Origin of the sequence: Photobacterium sp. 53610, from assembly GCF_036409375.1 — a bacterium.
GTDB lineage: Bacteria > Pseudomonadota > Gammaproteobacteria > Enterobacterales > Vibrionaceae > Photobacterium.
The window spans coordinates 192,605-207,653 of the sequence record NZ_JAXOFS010000002.1 but is presented as its reverse complement, the minus strand read 5'-3'; the positions used below and the strand labels follow the sequence as shown (position 1 = coordinate 207,653).

Sequence of the window (15,049 nt, the reverse complement as noted above, 5' to 3'; positions counted from 1 at the left end):
ATTTATTCCTTCTCTTTGGCTTCGACATGCAAACAAAGCCCGTCCACACGTTTGACAACAATTGACTGACCGACACGAAGCGCCGTATCGCATCTCGCCTGCCAGATTTCACCTTCAACCAGAACCCGCCCTTCACCGGGAAATCCGCTCACGACTTTCCCTTCATCATTGGCGAGCATCTCTGCCCCCGTTGTGACCGGTTTACGACGGGTTTTCAGCAACAACGCCAGAATCACAAAAGTAAATAAAGCAGAGGTGGCGGTCAGCCCGATGATCAATGGCAAAGCTATCTGATAACCGGGCTCCTGCGTATCCATCAGCATCACTGAACCAATGACGAAAGAAGCAATACCGCCAAAGCCGAGGATCCCGAAGCTGGGACTGAACGCTTCTGCAACCATCAGAACGATCCCCAGAATGATCAATCCAAGCCCGGCGTAACTGACCGGTAACAGCTGTAACGAGTACATTGCCAGTAACAGGCAGATTCCGCCCAGCACGCCGGGCAGACCGACACCCGGGTTATAAAACTCCAGTAATAAGCCATAGATCCCGATGAGCATCAGAATATAAGCCACGTTCGGATTCGTAATCACAGCCAGCAGTTTAAATCGCCAGTCCTGCTCCCGTTCCACGTAAGCAACGTTCTGCAAACTGAGGGTTTGCTGAATACCGTTGATGAGGACGCTGCGCCCGTCAGACTGACGAATCAAATCGTCGAGATCAGTGGCCAGAAAATCGATGACGTTCTCTTTCAAAGCTTCTTCCGCATCCAGACTGGCAGCCTCACGGACAGCTTTCTGCGCCCAGACTTCATTTCTCCCGTGGAGTTTTGCAAGGCTGGTGATATATGCGGCAGCGTCATTGATGACTTTCTTCTCCATCGCGGTCTCTGCCTTCACTTCCTCATCAGAAGCAGAACCTTTCTCTGAGCTCGTCGCGGACGACTCATCTTTCGCTGCAGGCGCCGGATCTTCATTTCCGCCGAATGGATTATCTTTTTTTCCGCCAGCCGGTCCGCCTGTCAGAGATACAGGTGTAGCCGCCCCGAGATTAGTACCGGGAGCCATAGCCGCGATATGGCTGGCAAACAGAATATAGGTTCCGGCACTGGCGGCTCTTGAGCCTGCCGGACCGACCCAGGTTGCGACTGGCACGGAAGAAGTAGTGATGGCGCGAATGATTTCACGCATAGAGGTATCCAGCCCGCCCGGTGTATCCATTTTCAGGATCACCAGTTTAGCCTGTTTCTCTTGTGCGCTTTCAATTTCTCTGGAGACAAAATCACTGACAGCGGGACCAATCCCACCCTGGATATTCACTACCCAGACATCATCAGCCCTTGAGCTGAATGTACAGAACATCGTCAGCACAAAGACAAAGACGGAAAACAGCTTCATGGCGCATGCTCCCCATTGGCGTACCTGACTGAGACAGATGGAAAAACCCGCTGCGGTTTACATCAGGAAATTCTTCACCTTAAGCATAGCGCACAGAAAAACACTGCTGTATTGAATACGACACAGGGCTGGTGGTTCAGCCCTGCATCAGCAGTCTGGAGAGGAGATTTGAACAAAGATTTCCGGGAAGTTCTCAGGATGCCTGACGTGAGAATAACCGCTCAAAAGCCGAGGGATGATGTGACCAATGCGTGTCGAACATCTCCATCAGCGCCGGGTTACCGTAACGTGACAGGCAAACCGCATGAAAACGGTTTTTTTGCGCTTTCAGCCGGGCAATATTCTCCTGCATTTCCGGCGTTTGAGACGGAGCAATAAAGTCAGATAAAACGATCAAATCCGCGTTTTTGTACTTCTCACTGTTCATGAGTTCAATCGACTGTGCCAGTACCGGCGCCAGATCGGTGCCCCCGTGGAAAGAATACGAGAGAAAATTCAGGACTTCACTTAAACCATCCTGCTTGGTCAGCTCATAGGTAATGTGCTGCGTGGAGAACAGCATCACGTAACAGTCACGTTCATCGGCCAGCGCAATTTGCATCAGGCCGTAGGCTAAGGCTTTCGCACACTGTTCAGGGTAACCCGACATGGAACCCGAGGCATCAATACAGACAATAAAAGGTCCCTTATCCTGCTCAACTTGCTTACTTTGCGTTTTATAGGCCTTCACTTTCCGTAATTTACGTTGTGCTCCCTGCATCCGGTAATTCATCAGACGTTTATCGACCAGATGCTTATAAAACACCACTTCCAGTTCCGGATATGCCAGAAACATAGCTTCATTCGGTAAGAGCCGGGCCAGATCATCGCTGGGATGAACCCCGACAATATCATCCGTGACGCTGTCACTCTTCTCCTCAACCATTTTCAGCTCTTCACTCTGCACACGAGCCTGATTGGGGTCGTCAACTTCACTAGCCATCCGGCCAAGCGAGTCTGCGATCTCCTGTAACTCACTGCTTTTTTGTAAGAATTTCGTAATGGATTTTAAACGTTCAACATCGGTGCGGGTCAGTTTTGCTTTTGCCATATCCCACAACCGGCCGGCTCGTTTTTCGTCCCCGGCTTCATCCACTTTTTCCATCTGCTGCATGGTTTCGATACGCTGATACAGATCCTTCAGCAACTCATCTTTGTGGTGTTCCAGTTCAGACTCTTGCGCTGCTTTCAGTGCTTCCTGCAAATGTTCATGCCATTGATGGCAAAAATAGCTGTGGAACATGGGGTTATGCTTTTTTTGTTCATGCTCCAAAAGCTTGCGGGCCTTGAAATAGAAACCCGAGGTTTCTTCCAGTTCTTTGACCACCTGTTCAGCGTTTTCAACAAAGGTATCAGACGACCATTGCCTCACTTTCTGATACAGAGCCAGTTCCTGACTAAAACGTTCAGCAACATCGACTTTGGCAATCCGATGCTGCACATAACCCCGCCATTTCTGAATCTGCAACTTCATGGCAGATTTCATACCCGGACTCGTATCTGCAGCCATCATCAGCTGTGGACGTGTCATCAGCTCATTCACTGCATTTTCAATGATGCCGGACTCAGACAGCATCATGGCAAGATTGATCCCTTCCGTAACTGGCATCTGAGCCCCCTTAAGCGAAATATTCCGTCAGACGGGTCAGACGCATCGCACTTTTGTCCAGATGACGCTGAATCGTATCGATTTCCTCACTGGCTGTTGTCAGGCTCTGTTCAATCAGCACCGGAAATTCAGGATCAACAAAGTTATGCGGTAATGCGCCGTGAAAACGGCTGCGGGCCAGCTTCAGTAAATGCGCAGCTTCATGAATCGCATCGGTGGCCTGCTGAACTTTTTGCTGCCAGCCTGCCAATTGTTCCTGGCTGACACCATAATCACCCGCAATACCGACCAGCACATTCCGGCTGGCAATATCTTTAATCACCAGACGGTTGCTGGCATCAATCTCAAAGTGCAATCGGCACAGGTGCGTATTCTTGTTTACAAAGCCATAGATATCGCAATGACCTGTTTTGATCTTTTTCTCAAATTCATCACCATCAACATACACCCAGCGACTGTCACCGGTTTCCTGTTCGGAAACAGACGGGTTGTGCTGCAACATGACCAGTTTGATCATCCGGGAGTTATTGTTGACCGTATACCGTTTGGCGCCGGAGAAATCGTACTTATATCTTTCTTTCCCCATCAGGGTGTCATGCCCGAAAGTCATGCAGAGCTTGCTGGCTACTTCCTGATGGACCTCTTCAATCTGATGCTGTGCTGTATCCGCCTGTTGTGTTGCGGCTTGCTGTCCGAATACCGTATTGGACGCAAAATCACGCAGAATATCGCGAATGTCCTGACGTGATTCAGGGCTGTGCCAGAGGCATTCTTGCAACAAGAGCAAATCCAGAGGATTAATGCTGTCCCTGCCATTAAAAAATGCACTGGCTTTGAGCAACCGTAACGACTTTTTCCAGCGGCGGTCAGAAATATAGAGTTCATTGCTTTCGCCGGTTTCAACTTTCTCTTCAATGACTCTTTTTAGCTGATAAATGGTCTCAAAAATTTCTTCTTCCAGAGACACATGATCAATCAGCGTCTGCCATTGCTGATACTCATCGGCTTTGATTTTCAAAGCTTCCGGTATTTCTGCCATTTCAGGGCCTTCGCCCATCAGCATCGCTTTAAAGTTCTGTTTTTCCTGAATCCGGTTGACGAAGACCCTGACCAGCATCCGGTCGTACAGCGCTTCCAGTCCACTGTCTTCATCCGGTAATTCATTGGACGCTGTAATCAGCAAACGCATCGGGACCTTGAGTGTCTCCTGACCATTTTTGAAGGTGCGCTCGTTGACGACGGTGAGGAGCGTATTCAGAATTGCCGGACCTGCTTTCCAGATCTCATCCAGAAAAACAACTTCAGCTGTAGGCAGGTAACCATCGACAAGCCGCACATATTTACCGTGATCTTTCAGCTCTTGAATAGACAAAGGCCCAAACACTTCTTCAGGCGTTGAAAACCGTGTCATCAGGTAATCAAAAAATCGGCTGCCATCAAAAGCTTCAATCAGACGTTTTGCAATCAGACTTTTGGCAATGCCGGGGGGGCCAAGTAAAAACACACTTTCCCCTGCCAGCGCGGATAGCAGACAGAGACGCATGGTATGCTCTCTTTCATAAACGCCGTTCGACAGCGCATGAATCAGTTTATCTACCCGCTCAGCAAGCAGCGCTTTGTTTGGGAAGGAGTTGGCCGCCATTGATAGCATAAATGTCTGTTCCTCGATGCTTGTAAGTGCTGTATCCGGTTTAACCTGCTCTAGCCTGAGAATAGCTGTAAAAAACACATTGTTACAAGCTTGTTAAACTACATATTTTGTTACAAAACAGATATATCAAACTATTTCGCGACCCAGCGCTCAGTAATCAATGATTTCATTAATGACGTTTAACTCACTAGTACAAGATCACATTTTGTAATGGATTGCACACGTAAAACAGGATGTGGTGATCGTCTCACAAAAGTGCTTCTATAGAGCTACCCGTGACAAGGACATCGTGTTAACATTTTACTCAATTATGAAGAAAATCTCTCAATTGCCTACCGGGCTGACAATAATTGTGTGTTTAGGGGTTCTGGCGACGACCTTTATCCCGATGAAGGGTAACCTGGAAGCCGTCACTTCCAGCCTGACACTGGCACTCATCATTCTTTTGGTCAGAGAAGTCGCAAGCAAAGAAATGAAGTTTTTACTGCTTGTGTCTGCCTGTACCTACGGGTTGGGTGTGATTGCAGATCTGCTGGATGAGATCCCCGAATTAGCGACACACTGGCTGCTCATTCGCGCAGACAATGTCTTCTCAAACATCGGCGTCTTTTTGCTGTGTTTTTGTTTTATCAAAATTCTTCATCAACGGCGTGAGTTGATTGTTCGGCTAAAAGAACAGGTCGCAAAATCGAGAGAACTGGAACTGGAGCTGAGCCGTCAGGCCCTGCAAGACGACCTGACCGGACTTCAAAACCGCCGATCGCTTTTCAGACGCTTTGACCACATGGCGATTCATCTGCATCGCGGCATCATGGCCTATATCGATATCGATAATTTCAAACAAGTCAACGATCGCCTTGGTCACCATCAGGGCGATCTGGTTCTGATCGAAATCGCAAACATTCTTTTCAGACACTCGCCGACCGGCAGCCAGATTTACCGCATTGGCGGGGATGAATTTGTTGTTTTGCTTCCCAGCGCCGATCAAGCCCAAAGCCAGGAATGGCTGGAACTGATTGATGAGCAGACGCTGAATCTGAGAGAAACGTTCAAACTAGGTATCAGTGTCGGGCTCACCCCCTACCATCCAGGCAACCTCAGTGATCCGGATATGCTGCTGGCAAAAGCCGATCATGCGATGTACGAAGACAAAGAGCAGAAATCGCGCAGTTTTTGATTCACATTTCTGTCATAACTTCGTCATACCATAGCGGCTTTACCGCCCGAGTTTTACGGAGACACGAAATGCTGTATCGTCTGGCCGCTTTGCTGGCCTTTATTACCCTGATTCCACTGCAGGCCCAAGCCAAAACGGTCACGGTCTCTGGTTCTACTTCAGTCAGCCATATCCTTGAAGTCCTGGCAGAAACCTACCAGGCGCAACATCCGGATACCCTGATCGCCGTTCAGGGAACCGGATCTTCAGCTGGGATTACCGCGGTAAAACAAAACGCGTCTGAACTCGGCATGAGTTCACGTTTTCTGAAAGATGATGAAATTCGTCCTGATGTTGAAAGCACCATTATCGCGCATGACGGCATTGCGCTGGTGGTCAACAAAGACAATCCGGTGAATACCCTGACGAAAGCGCAGGTCATCGCGATTTACCAAGGCAAAATCACGAACTGGAAAGATGTCGGCGGATCGGATCTGCCTATCGCAGTTGTCAGCCGGGAAAATGCTTCCGGTTCACGATTTTCCTTTGAAGATTTCATGGGACTGACCCGCAACATCGGCGATAAAAGTGTTTCGGACATCAATGCCAAAGCGCTGGTCGTTAACACGAACGGCATGGTGAAAAGCCTGATTGCACGTAACCGCCACGCACTCGGTTACCTCTCGCTGGGTTCGGTGGATGATTCAGTCAAGGCGCTGTCTTTTGAAGGGGTCACACCAACACTGACGCACCTTGAATCAGGGGAATATCAAATTTCACGCCCTTTTATCATGCTCTATAAAGACGCAAAGTTAACCTCTGAAGGCCGTAGTTTCCTGGATTACATCCTGTCCAAAGAAGGTCAGACGCTGCTGCATGAGCGCGGCTATATTCCAGTGAATCACTGATTCCTTTCACCGTCTTGCCTGACAACACTCAGGCAAGACGATGATTTCATTCAGGAGACGACCGGATACTTCAGTCCCGCGCCCCACTCCGTCCAGGAGCCATCATATACGGTCAGCTTTTCTCTGCCGGCCACCTCAGCCGCAAGCGCCAGAATACAAGCTGTCACACCAGAACCACAGCTGAAGATCAATTGCTGATCCTCATCAGAAATTGCATCAAACCGTTGTTTCAGTAACTGCGGCGACAGCAGCTGATTGTCTTTGACAAGCTGCCCGAACGGCAGGCTTTTTGCGTTTGGCATATGGCCGCTTCGAATCCCTTCACGGGGCTCGGGTTGCTGCGCATAAAAACGAGCTGCAGGGCGTGCGTCTAAAACCACAGTCTTTGGATCATCAAGTTTTGTCAGCAGTGACTGCGCATCCGTCACCCACTCGGGTCTGAATCGTGCAACAAAGTTCTCAATTTGCGGCTTTTCAGGCTCGCCGGACATTAAAGGCCCCTGGCTGCGTTTCCAGGCTGGTAACCCGCCATCCAGGACAGCAACAGCATCATGTCCCATCGCTTTAAACATCCACCAGACTCGCGGCGCTGAAAATAATCCCTGAGCGTCATACACAACAATCTGCTTGTCGTTATGAATACCCAGTTCAGAAACCTGTCGGGAGAATTGCGCTTCGTTTGGCAACATGTGAGGCAGATGAGATTCTTTATCACAGATTTCCTGATCGAAATCGAAAAAGACTGCACCGGGAATACGCTCATTCATCCACTCTGATTTTGCATCACGTCCGCTGCCCGGCATAAACCAGCTGGCATCCAGAATCACAATCTCCTTTGCTTCCAGATTTTCCAGCAGCCAGTCTACACTGACGACGGAAGACGGTAACTTGCCACTTGCCATATTTCCCTCACCTAACCATTTGAAAATTTCAGATTATTCTGAGAATAACCCGCCCCACTTATCTGTTTAAAAATGCCTTGCAAACCAGAGCGGTTCACTTTCAGAAAACACAGTCGCAGGCACTTGCGCTGCCCATAGTGATAACAGGTAACCCCTCAAGACTAAACTATTTTCTTACAATTCCGGACATGAGTAGCCCCTAAAAGTTGCTTGAATCACACAGATCATCAGGTTAATGTCGTCTGGCCGTTTTCAGCAAGGATGCAATGATGGATTATTTCCCGGTTTTCGCCCGACTGACCAACAAGCCAGTCCTCGTTATCGGCGGCGGAGAAGTCGCCTGCCGCAAAGTAGATCTCCTGCTTCGTGCCGGCGCTGATATCACGCTGGTTTCTCCTCGACTTCACCCGACACTGCAAAAACTGGCCGCCCAGAAAAAACTGCGCTGGCTGGCAGAATCGTATAAATCGTCGGTGCTTGGTGATTACTATCAAGTCTGGACAACCACAGATGATCGCGAGCTGAACACACGAATCTTTCGTGATGCACAGCAAAAACGGATTTGGGTCAATGCAGTTGATGATCCCGCACATTGCGACTTTATCACTCCGTCCATGATTGACCGTTCGCCGATACAAGTCGCGATTTCAAGTGGTGGTGCCTCACCAGTGCTGGTGCGCTTTCTCAGAGAAAAACTGGAAACGCAGCTGGCGCACAATCTTTCACTGCTGGCAGGGTACGCGGGAAAGCAAAGAGAACGGCTGAAGCAACACTTTAATACCGTCGATGAGCGCAGGCATTTCTGGGAGCAGTTTTTCCGTCTGCCTCAGGTCGAAACGGCAAAAACAGAAGAAGCGCTGGAAACCGCATTCACATCCCTGCTTGCGCACCCCGACAAGAGCCAGGGAACACTCTGGGTCATAGAAACCGGTACAGAAACCGAAATGCTGACCTTAAAAGCCCTGCGACTCATGCAACAGGCAGAAATGGTGCTGTACACCAATGAAGAAGCGCAGGCTGGATTTATTGAACTTTGCCGGAGAGATGCCGACAGAGCACACTGTCAGCTGGGTGACATAGCAGAGAAGGTCACTTCATTCCTTCAGAAATCGGTTCGCGTTTGTGTCTTAACAGAAAAAGGAAGTACGCCTGAATCAATGGTCCAGTTATGCGTACTGCACAACGGTCTGGTACTTCCGGCTCTGTCCTGAATTACTTCGAAGAGACAGCGGCTGACGTCAGCTCAGAATCCGCCGCTGTTTGCTTGGATCGCTGTTCTGCCAGAGATTTCAGCCACAGGCCGGATGTTTTCATGGCATAACCAAACAACACACCTAAAACCAGTGACGGAATCACCAGTTGCCAGTTTCCACCCGCAGCAAAGGTCGCACAACAACCAATAAATGTACCCGGAATAAAACTCAGCCACTCACGTTTGGCCTGAACACACATCAAAAATGACACGATTGCCGTGACAACATAGCCGAAGATATCAATCCCAATCCACTCCGAGCCGTGAATAATCAGCATGGCCCAGGCCACACCACTCATGTTGGTTGCCAGACTGAGTCCAACGCCTTTCATACCATCTTTCGGGGCCGCGAAATAAGTCGTACATCCAAGAAATCCAGCCCAGCTGAGCAGGCCAAAAGATACAGCCACCCAGCCCCATACACCCGATAAAACGCCTGTCGTAATGGCGATAGCAATCAGTACTGACATGATGCCTCTCTGTCGATTTGCCACTGGCGGTATGATCCGCCATCAAAAAGGCAGTTTAGAGATTGTTCGCACACATTAAATCGACACAGATCACGATATCAGTGATACAAATGAAACAAAAATAGATATTAAGTGATATAGATCAAATTCAATGATGTCAGTTTTCCGCCAAGTCAATGACTTTGCAGTTTGGACTCATCCCGGCTTGTGATAACGTATCGCCTTCTGTTTCTGTAACCGACGTTTTTCCCAGTATACGGAGTGCCAAAATGGGGCCACTAATGCTAGATGTATCAGGTTTTGAACTTGATGCCGAAGAGCGTGAGATTCTTCAACACCCGACTGTCGGTGGTGTTATTTTTTTCGCCCGAAATTATCACGACAAAGAGCAATTATTTGCCCTGACCCAATCGATCCGCCAGGCAGCCAAACGACCACTACTGATTGCGGTTGATCAGGAAGGCGGACGCGTGCAGCGCTTCAGAGATGGCTTCACCCTTTTGCCCCCCGCCAAAGCCTTTGCAGCATCAGAAAACGGCCTTCACCTTGCCCAGGAAGGTGGCTGGCTGATGGCCGCTGAATTACTGGCGATGGATATTGATCTCAGTCTGGCGCCAGTGCTGGATATTGGCTTTGACTGCAAAGCGATTGGTGATCGTGCCTTTTCAGATCAGCCAGCGGAAATCGCCCGGTACGCCGGTGCATTTATTAAGGGAATGAAAGCCGCTGGCATGGCGGCAACCGGAAAGCACTTTCCCGGTCATGGCGGCGTGATTGCCGATTCTCACCTGGAAACTCCGATCGATGAAAGAAGCGATGTTGTCGATCACGACATGTCAGTCTTCAAGACGTTGATTGACGAAAATCTGCTCGATGCCATGATGCCGGCCCACGTGATTTATCCGGAATTCGACTCGAAACCTGCCAGCGGTTCTGAGTACTGGTTAAAGGATATGCTCCGCAATCAGCTGCAATTCAAAGGGGTCATTTTCTCAGATGATTTAAACATGAAAGGTGCGGACGTTCTGGGCAGCTATGGCAAACGAGCACAAGCTTCCCTTCAGGCTGGCTGTGACATGGTCATGTTATGTAACAACCGTGCAGGTGCAATTGAAGCGCTTGAAGCACTGCCGCAAACTCAGGTTCCGTTGCTGGAAACGCTTCTGAAAAAACCTTTTGCCCGCTATCAGGAGATGATCAATACAGCGGAATGGAAAAATCGTGCTCAAACCATTCGCAAGCTACAGGAAACATGGTCAGAAAAGTCACACACCTTGTAATCCCCCAGTAAATAGTGGAAATAGAATCGCCCTACTCTATCGGGCGATTATCAATAAACGCTATTCGCAATCAAAAGCTTGAGATTCACTTACTGGTAGGGTGTTGTCATCAATGTCGACAACAGCCGTTTCAGTGTTTCAGAAACAATCTCCTGATTGAAGTTTTCGTCCCCGCTCACCAGAGAAAATTCAAACTCCCGGAACACAAAAACCACCAGATTTGCATCGACCTCCGGTGAAGGACTGCCGATTTTAATGGCCGTCTCTTTGATCAGATTTAATACCTGTAACTTATACGCACTGACTCTTTGAATCAGTGCCTGTGATTGCCCCAACGCAAATAAGAAATGGCATCGAATTGCCAATTGTTTTCTCCGGCTTTCATCACTCAGTTCAGTCAGAATGTATTCAGTCAGTAAATCTGTGAGTTCCTGTATACATTGAGGGCGATTACTCTCTTCGCCTTCAACAGGATAGCGTTCAAGAATCTGATCGACCTGTTGCTGGATCCACTGTATCTGCATCACTTCACGCCGGGCGAATTCGTCAAACGCACACAGAATGAGATGATCCATACTTTCAAAATAATAACTGGTCAGCGAAAGCCGCACCTGAGCTGCATTCGCGATATTCCGGTGTGACAGACTATTCAAGCCACGACTCGCAATCAACGCCAGCGTCGCTTCTATAATTTTTTGTCGGGTAAGTTCTCCCTTTGTTGTTTTTCGAGAACTAGCTGCCATCTCGACCTATCCTTTATGTTTATGAAAAGTTAATGTTTGCATTCACGCCAATAATATCGGAAACCTCTCGTTACATAAACTAAACGAGCGGTTTATCTTATAGATTTATATTTGTTCAATATAAATGTCTTACGATTACATCTCATACGCCACCGAAAAACTGAGCAATTCTCACACAGTACAACACGCCATATGCGATTACGCGCATAAAGGTGTGGAAAAGGTTTCGAAAACAGTGAAAGTGTAGCGTGTACAGACTGAGCGGTAACATGAAGCGGCAGGATCGTCAGATAAAAGAAACTGGTTGCTTATTCTGGTAATACAATTTAAAGACAACAAAGGCGCCATCATCAGGCGCCTTTGCTTAAATTCTCAAACTGTCTGTAAAGGTTACAGAGACTCGCTCGAATAGTTGATGTTCTTACAGGTTTTCTTTTCTTTCAGCACAGTCACTAACCCGCCGATAATAAATGCCATCACCAGTAATGTTTCAAACATGTCGCTTCCCCAATCCGGATAATCTTTGTGCCTGTCGGCCATTTCATAACGCTTCACAGTTGCTAAAAATCACTATAATCGTGATCAATCAGCCTCCGGTTGGGCAACGCTTCGTTGAAAAACATTCTCATAAAGGAGCTCAGTATCAAAAGCTTACTGAGTAAAATGATGAAACACTGCTTTCCAACTTACATTTTGCAGATACTGCACCGGTGACCATCTTTTAGCCGAGTTATTTTGCTTTTTTTTTGTACGAACTGCCAGCATTATTTGCCTTATGTTTCTTGAGAAACAGCATAAAAAAAACTAATAAAAAATGCGGCCACAAAGACCGCATTTTATTCTGTAAATCAAAGGAATCCAGGTTACAACCAGCGCTTTTGACCTGTAAAAGTCACAGACAACCAAGCGTCCCCTAACTCTCCTTTCAGCTTATCCCAAAGTAACTGGCGAATTTTATCCTGACGTTTTGTTGTCCAGTACTGATCGTCTTTCACGAGGATATTGATCTCCAAATCGTACTGGCGCCCTGTTTTGGCAAAATGGTGTGTATAGTCATCGAAATGATATTGCTTCGATAAATCTTCAATCACACGATTCACGCTGGACTGTACCTTATCATGAGGTGCAACCAGCAACACTTCCCGAATATTACGGCGCAATACCTTGATGGGGAGTACAGAAGCCGCAATTGCCATAGCTGATACCAGAATCGGGTCGACATAGGCATTCCAGTGAGAATAGCCTAATGCATCAAACACCATCACCAGCATAAAACCGACTAAAATTGCAGCACTCAAGATGCCATCGACCAACCATTCCTGCGAGTCGACCCGAACAAGTTCAGAGTCTTCCTTACGGGCAATGTGGGTTTCCGTGAAATAAATACCAAAACAGCAAATGGTCGACAAAATTGCATAAACCATTGCATGTTCCAGCACAACTTCATGGCCACCGTTGACAATGGTTTGCACACCACTGGCGAGTGCAAACAAACAGGTTACCAAGATGAGCAAGCCATTGACGACATTGATCAAAGGTTCGATGTGGGCGTAACCAAACTGGAAGTGGTCATCGTCCGGTCTTGAGACCAGGTAGGCGGTATACAGACTCAGGCCTGTCATACCCATACTCAGAAAAGAAAACATACCATCGAGAAGGATCGCACTTGATCCGACATACAGCCCATAACCAATACCCAGGGTGGCAAGGAGAACCGTACCGGCAAGAGACATTTTCAGTGCCAGACGTTCCTTACTAACTTTACGGCAAGTAGCCATAAGTTCCTCCTTACATATCTTTGTATAACATAAATAAATTGTCAGCCTGATGGGTAGTGAACCACTTCAGCATGACGGCTTGATGAACCTAAACAGCATATACAAACACTGTGTTCAGTTCTGTATCTCTTCCAGCCACTTCAGAAAAGCTGGTTTCCGTAATGCAGTGTTCAAAGCCGCTTGTTGTTTTCCTTTTTTGAAAACCAGAACGGTTGGAACACCTCTTACCCGGTATCGCTTTGCCAGTTCAGGATGCTGATTCACATTCACACGGGCAAAACGGTATTGTTTCTTTTGTTTGGCGACTTGCTCGACCACAGGCTTAAATGCCTGACAGGGAGCGCAGTGATTACCCCAAAATGTCACCACAACAGGCTTAGGACTTTGAATCAAAGCTGCAAAGTTGTGACTGTCTGCTTCAACCGGCCTGCCATCTAAAACAGCTTTGGAACAATGCGGACAGGAGGCGGTGTTTGATAAAGAAGTGGTTTGTAAAGTCACTTTTTGCTGACAGTGCGGACAGCACACATTAAAACTCGGCATTTTTCTTGATACTAAACCAATTTTCAGTTGGTTAGTAAACCCCTCAGGCGGAAACTTTCCGGCAGTATATCACACCTGAATAAAAGGCCAGACCATGATATCGAACATATGGCGGCATCGAATATATAGCTCAACACACGTCTGCCCTGTTACCTTTCCGGTTAAAAATCCGTCCGCTGAAGCTGTAATCGTTCGATATCACTAAAGAAAGAGATAATTTTTGCTCTGCTGACACTATACATGAACTCAGAACCATCACACATTTCAGCATCTGCGAGTTTTATCTCAGGGGATTTCATTTGCATGAATTCACAGGCTGCCTGCCGCTCACATGCAAGATCCCGTTCTTTGTTCAGGGTTTTCCAGTAATCCGCAAAATGATTCAATGCGCTGTCAAGTTGCCGGTAATTCTCTGTTGTCAGTTCCGGCTTCAGCACTTTCAGCTCTTTTTTACGCTCAGAAAGAAACACATTGAAATTATTGGCATAATTATCAGCAACTGAATGATTGTAACATGTCTGCTGCACGTACCTTTCCTGCTGCGCGTAAATGTTCGCGTTCTGCGAAGAACAGGCTGAGCCCGCAAAGCAGGCAACAAAAACAATCAGTGACAACTTCATTTTCACTCACTTCCGGCAGTAAAAAAACACGGGAAGCTGCGGTGCCGAATCTGCTTCCCGTACGACTATCCAAAGTATGAGTGAAATACACACAACATCATGTTCAAAGTCTGCGATTTCTCAGGACTAAGACAAAGTAAGCTGACATGATTCAGCAATTTAACTGCCGGAAGCCTCAACTAAAACGTCGTCACCCAGCTTGATATCCCCGGCGGAAAGCACGCGGCAACATACGCCACCACGCCATTCCGGCATCAGCGCCTGTGTCATCCCCTGAAACTGTTCATCCATACGCGGGCAAGGATCGGTCTCCCGGGTAATCTGCAAACGCAATGTTCCAATCGTGATCACATCACCAACATTGGCCTCTGAAAAACGCGTCCCCTCCACCAGTAGATTTGCCCGGCGAATGGTCCATGGCAAACGCTCTCCGACTTCTTTGCATGCATCCAGCCAGGAGTCCAGACTCAGCACAGTTACCTGACGTTTCCCAGGTTTACCACGAAAATCTCCTTTGACCCCATTTTCCTGCGATACATTAATTTGTTCCAGTTCTTCCATTGCAGCACGTGACGCTTTTCGTCTGGCAATTCCTATCAGCTTCATCCAAAAACCTCCCTTACGTTGTCCAAATACCAGCACAATTCACTAGCAAAATTCAGGCTGTACCGAATTCTTTACTTAGTTCACCACCTGCC

General features: G+C 47.8%; 14 protein-coding genes. 4 read left to right on the top strand and 10 right to left on the bottom strand.

Annotated features, from left to right (window positions below):
- Positions 1-2 precede the first annotated feature (2 nt).
- The 3 genes from SPK40_RS07405 to SPK40_RS07395 form a co-directional block, all read right to left on the bottom strand.
- Complete coding sequence (locus tag SPK40_RS07405) at positions 3-1,400, bottom strand: NfeD family protein (RefSeq protein WP_330959987.1); 1,398 nt, start codon at positions 1,398-1,400, stop codon at positions 3-5.
- Between the two features lie 193 nt (positions 1,401-1,593).
- Positions 1,594-3,048, bottom strand: a complete 1,455-nt coding sequence (gene viaA / locus SPK40_RS07400) for an ATPase RavA stimulator ViaA (protein ID WP_330959986.1) — start codon at positions 3,046-3,048, stop codon at positions 1,594-1,596.
- A gap of 10 nt (positions 3,049-3,058) precedes the next feature.
- Entirely contained in the window at positions 3,059-4,699 is a 1,641-nt protein-coding gene (locus SPK40_RS07395; RefSeq protein WP_330959985.1) for an ATPase RavA domain-containing protein, read from the bottom strand.
- A 289-nt stretch (positions 4,700-4,988) separates the two neighbouring features.
- Between SPK40_RS07395 and SPK40_RS07390 the strand changes: the two genes are divergently transcribed.
- Both SPK40_RS07390 and SPK40_RS07385 read left to right on the top strand, forming a co-directional pair.
- Complete coding sequence (locus tag SPK40_RS07390) at positions 4,989-5,876, top strand: GGDEF domain-containing protein (RefSeq protein WP_330959984.1); 888 nt, start codon at positions 4,989-4,991, stop codon at positions 5,874-5,876.
- Positions 5,877-5,944: 68 nt separating this feature from the next.
- A complete protein-coding gene (locus SPK40_RS07385; RefSeq protein ID WP_248142408.1) occupies positions 5,945-6,763 on the top strand; it encodes a phosphate ABC transporter substrate-binding protein in 819 nt (272 codons plus the stop codon).
- 50 nt (positions 6,764-6,813) lie between these two features.
- On the opposite strand, the gene sseA is transcribed toward SPK40_RS07385, so the two are convergent.
- The gene (gene sseA, locus SPK40_RS07380) at positions 6,814-7,665 is read right to left on the bottom strand and encodes a 3-mercaptopyruvate sulfurtransferase (protein WP_248142409.1); all 852 of its coding nucleotides are present in this window, start codon (positions 7,663-7,665) and stop codon (positions 6,814-6,816) included.
- A 266-nt stretch (positions 7,666-7,931) separates the two neighbouring features.
- On the opposite strand from sseA, the gene SPK40_RS07375 reads away from it, so the two are divergent.
- Positions 7,932-8,876: a precorrin-2 dehydrogenase/sirohydrochlorin ferrochelatase family protein gene (locus SPK40_RS07375; RefSeq protein WP_330959983.1), complete on the top strand. Its 945-nt coding sequence runs from the start codon at positions 7,932-7,934 to the stop codon at positions 8,874-8,876.
- A gap of 1 nt (position 8,877) precedes the next feature.
- On the opposite strand, the gene SPK40_RS07370 is transcribed toward SPK40_RS07375, so the two are convergent.
- A complete protein-coding gene (locus SPK40_RS07370) occupies positions 8,878-9,387 on the bottom strand; it encodes a DUF1097 domain-containing protein (RefSeq protein WP_248142410.1) in 510 nt (169 codons plus the stop codon).
- A gap of 269 nt (positions 9,388-9,656) precedes the next feature.
- Between SPK40_RS07370 and nagZ the strand changes: the two genes are divergently transcribed.
- On the top strand, positions 9,657-10,667 hold the full coding sequence (gene nagZ / locus SPK40_RS07365; RefSeq protein WP_330959982.1) for a beta-N-acetylhexosaminidase: 1,011 nt from the start codon (positions 9,657-9,659) through the stop codon (positions 10,665-10,667).
- A gap of 89 nt (positions 10,668-10,756) precedes the next feature.
- Here the strand turns inward: nagZ and SPK40_RS07360 are convergent, their stop codons facing one another.
- The 5 genes from SPK40_RS07360 to SPK40_RS07340 all read right to left on the bottom strand — a co-directional run bounded on the left by SPK40_RS07360 (position 10,757) and on the right by SPK40_RS07340 (position 14,957).
- On the bottom strand, positions 10,757-11,410 hold the full coding sequence (locus SPK40_RS07360; protein ID WP_330959981.1) for a TetR/AcrR family transcriptional regulator: 654 nt from the start codon (positions 11,408-11,410) through the stop codon (positions 10,757-10,759).
- Between the two features lie 863 nt (positions 11,411-12,273).
- Positions 12,274-13,188, bottom strand: a complete 915-nt coding sequence (locus SPK40_RS07355) for a cation diffusion facilitator family transporter (RefSeq protein ID WP_248142413.1) — start codon at positions 13,186-13,188, stop codon at positions 12,274-12,276.
- A gap of 114 nt (positions 13,189-13,302) precedes the next feature.
- Entirely contained in the window at positions 13,303-13,731 is a 429-nt protein-coding gene (gene trxC / locus SPK40_RS07350; RefSeq protein ID WP_330959980.1) for a thioredoxin TrxC, read from the bottom strand.
- 161 nt (positions 13,732-13,892) lie between these two features.
- The gene (locus SPK40_RS07345; protein ID WP_248142415.1) at positions 13,893-14,351 is read right to left on the bottom strand and encodes a hypothetical protein; all 459 of its coding nucleotides are present in this window, start codon (positions 14,349-14,351) and stop codon (positions 13,893-13,895) included.
- 159 nt (positions 14,352-14,510) lie between these two features.
- Positions 14,511-14,957, bottom strand: coding sequence for an MOSC domain-containing protein (locus tag SPK40_RS07340; protein WP_248142416.1), 447 nt, complete (start codon positions 14,955-14,957; stop codon positions 14,511-14,513).
- Between the last annotated feature and the right edge of the window lie 92 nt (positions 14,958-15,049).

What these genes read in the sequence shown, in the direction of transcription:
- SPK40_RS07375 (WP_330959983.1), top strand. Translation starts at nt 7,932, where the DNA reads ATGATGGATTATTTCCCGGTTTTCGCCCGACTGACCAACAAGCCAGTC.
- SPK40_RS07395 (WP_330959985.1), bottom strand. Translation starts at nt 4,699, where the DNA reads ATGCTATCAATGGCGGCCAACTCCTTCCCAAACAAAGCGCTGCTTGCT.
- SPK40_RS07405 (WP_330959987.1), bottom strand. Translation starts at nt 1,400, where the DNA reads ATGAAGCTGTTTTCCGTCTTTGTCTTTGTGCTGACGATGTTCTGTACA.
- SPK40_RS07360 (WP_330959981.1), bottom strand. Translation starts at nt 11,410, where the DNA reads ATGGCAGCTAGTTCTCGAAAAACAACAAAGGGAGAACTTACCCGACAA.
- nagZ (WP_330959982.1), top strand. Translation starts at nt 9,657, where the DNA reads ATGGGGCCACTAATGCTAGATGTATCAGGTTTTGAACTTGATGCCGAA.
- sseA (WP_248142409.1), bottom strand. Translation starts at nt 7,665, where the DNA reads ATGGCAAGTGGCAAGTTACCGTCTTCCGTCGTCAGTGTAGACTGGCTG.
- SPK40_RS07385 (WP_248142408.1), top strand. Translation starts at nt 5,945, where the DNA reads ATGCTGTATCGTCTGGCCGCTTTGCTGGCCTTTATTACCCTGATTCCA.
- viaA (WP_330959986.1), bottom strand. Translation starts at nt 3,048, where the DNA reads ATGCCAGTTACGGAAGGGATCAATCTTGCCATGATGCTGTCTGAGTCC.
- trxC (WP_330959980.1), bottom strand. Translation starts at nt 13,731, where the DNA reads ATGCCGAGTTTTAATGTGTGCTGTCCGCACTGTCAGCAAAAAGTGACT.
- SPK40_RS07340 (WP_248142416.1), bottom strand. Translation starts at nt 14,957, where the DNA reads ATGAAGCTGATAGGAATTGCCAGACGAAAAGCGTCACGTGCTGCAATG.
- SPK40_RS07355 (WP_248142413.1), bottom strand. Translation starts at nt 13,188, where the DNA reads ATGGCTACTTGCCGTAAAGTTAGTAAGGAACGTCTGGCACTGAAAATG.
- SPK40_RS07370 (WP_248142410.1), bottom strand. Translation starts at nt 9,387, where the DNA reads ATGTCAGTACTGATTGCTATCGCCATTACGACAGGCGTTTTATCGGGT.
- SPK40_RS07345 (WP_248142415.1), bottom strand. Translation starts at nt 14,351, where the DNA reads ATGAAGTTGTCACTGATTGTTTTTGTTGCCTGCTTTGCGGGCTCAGCC.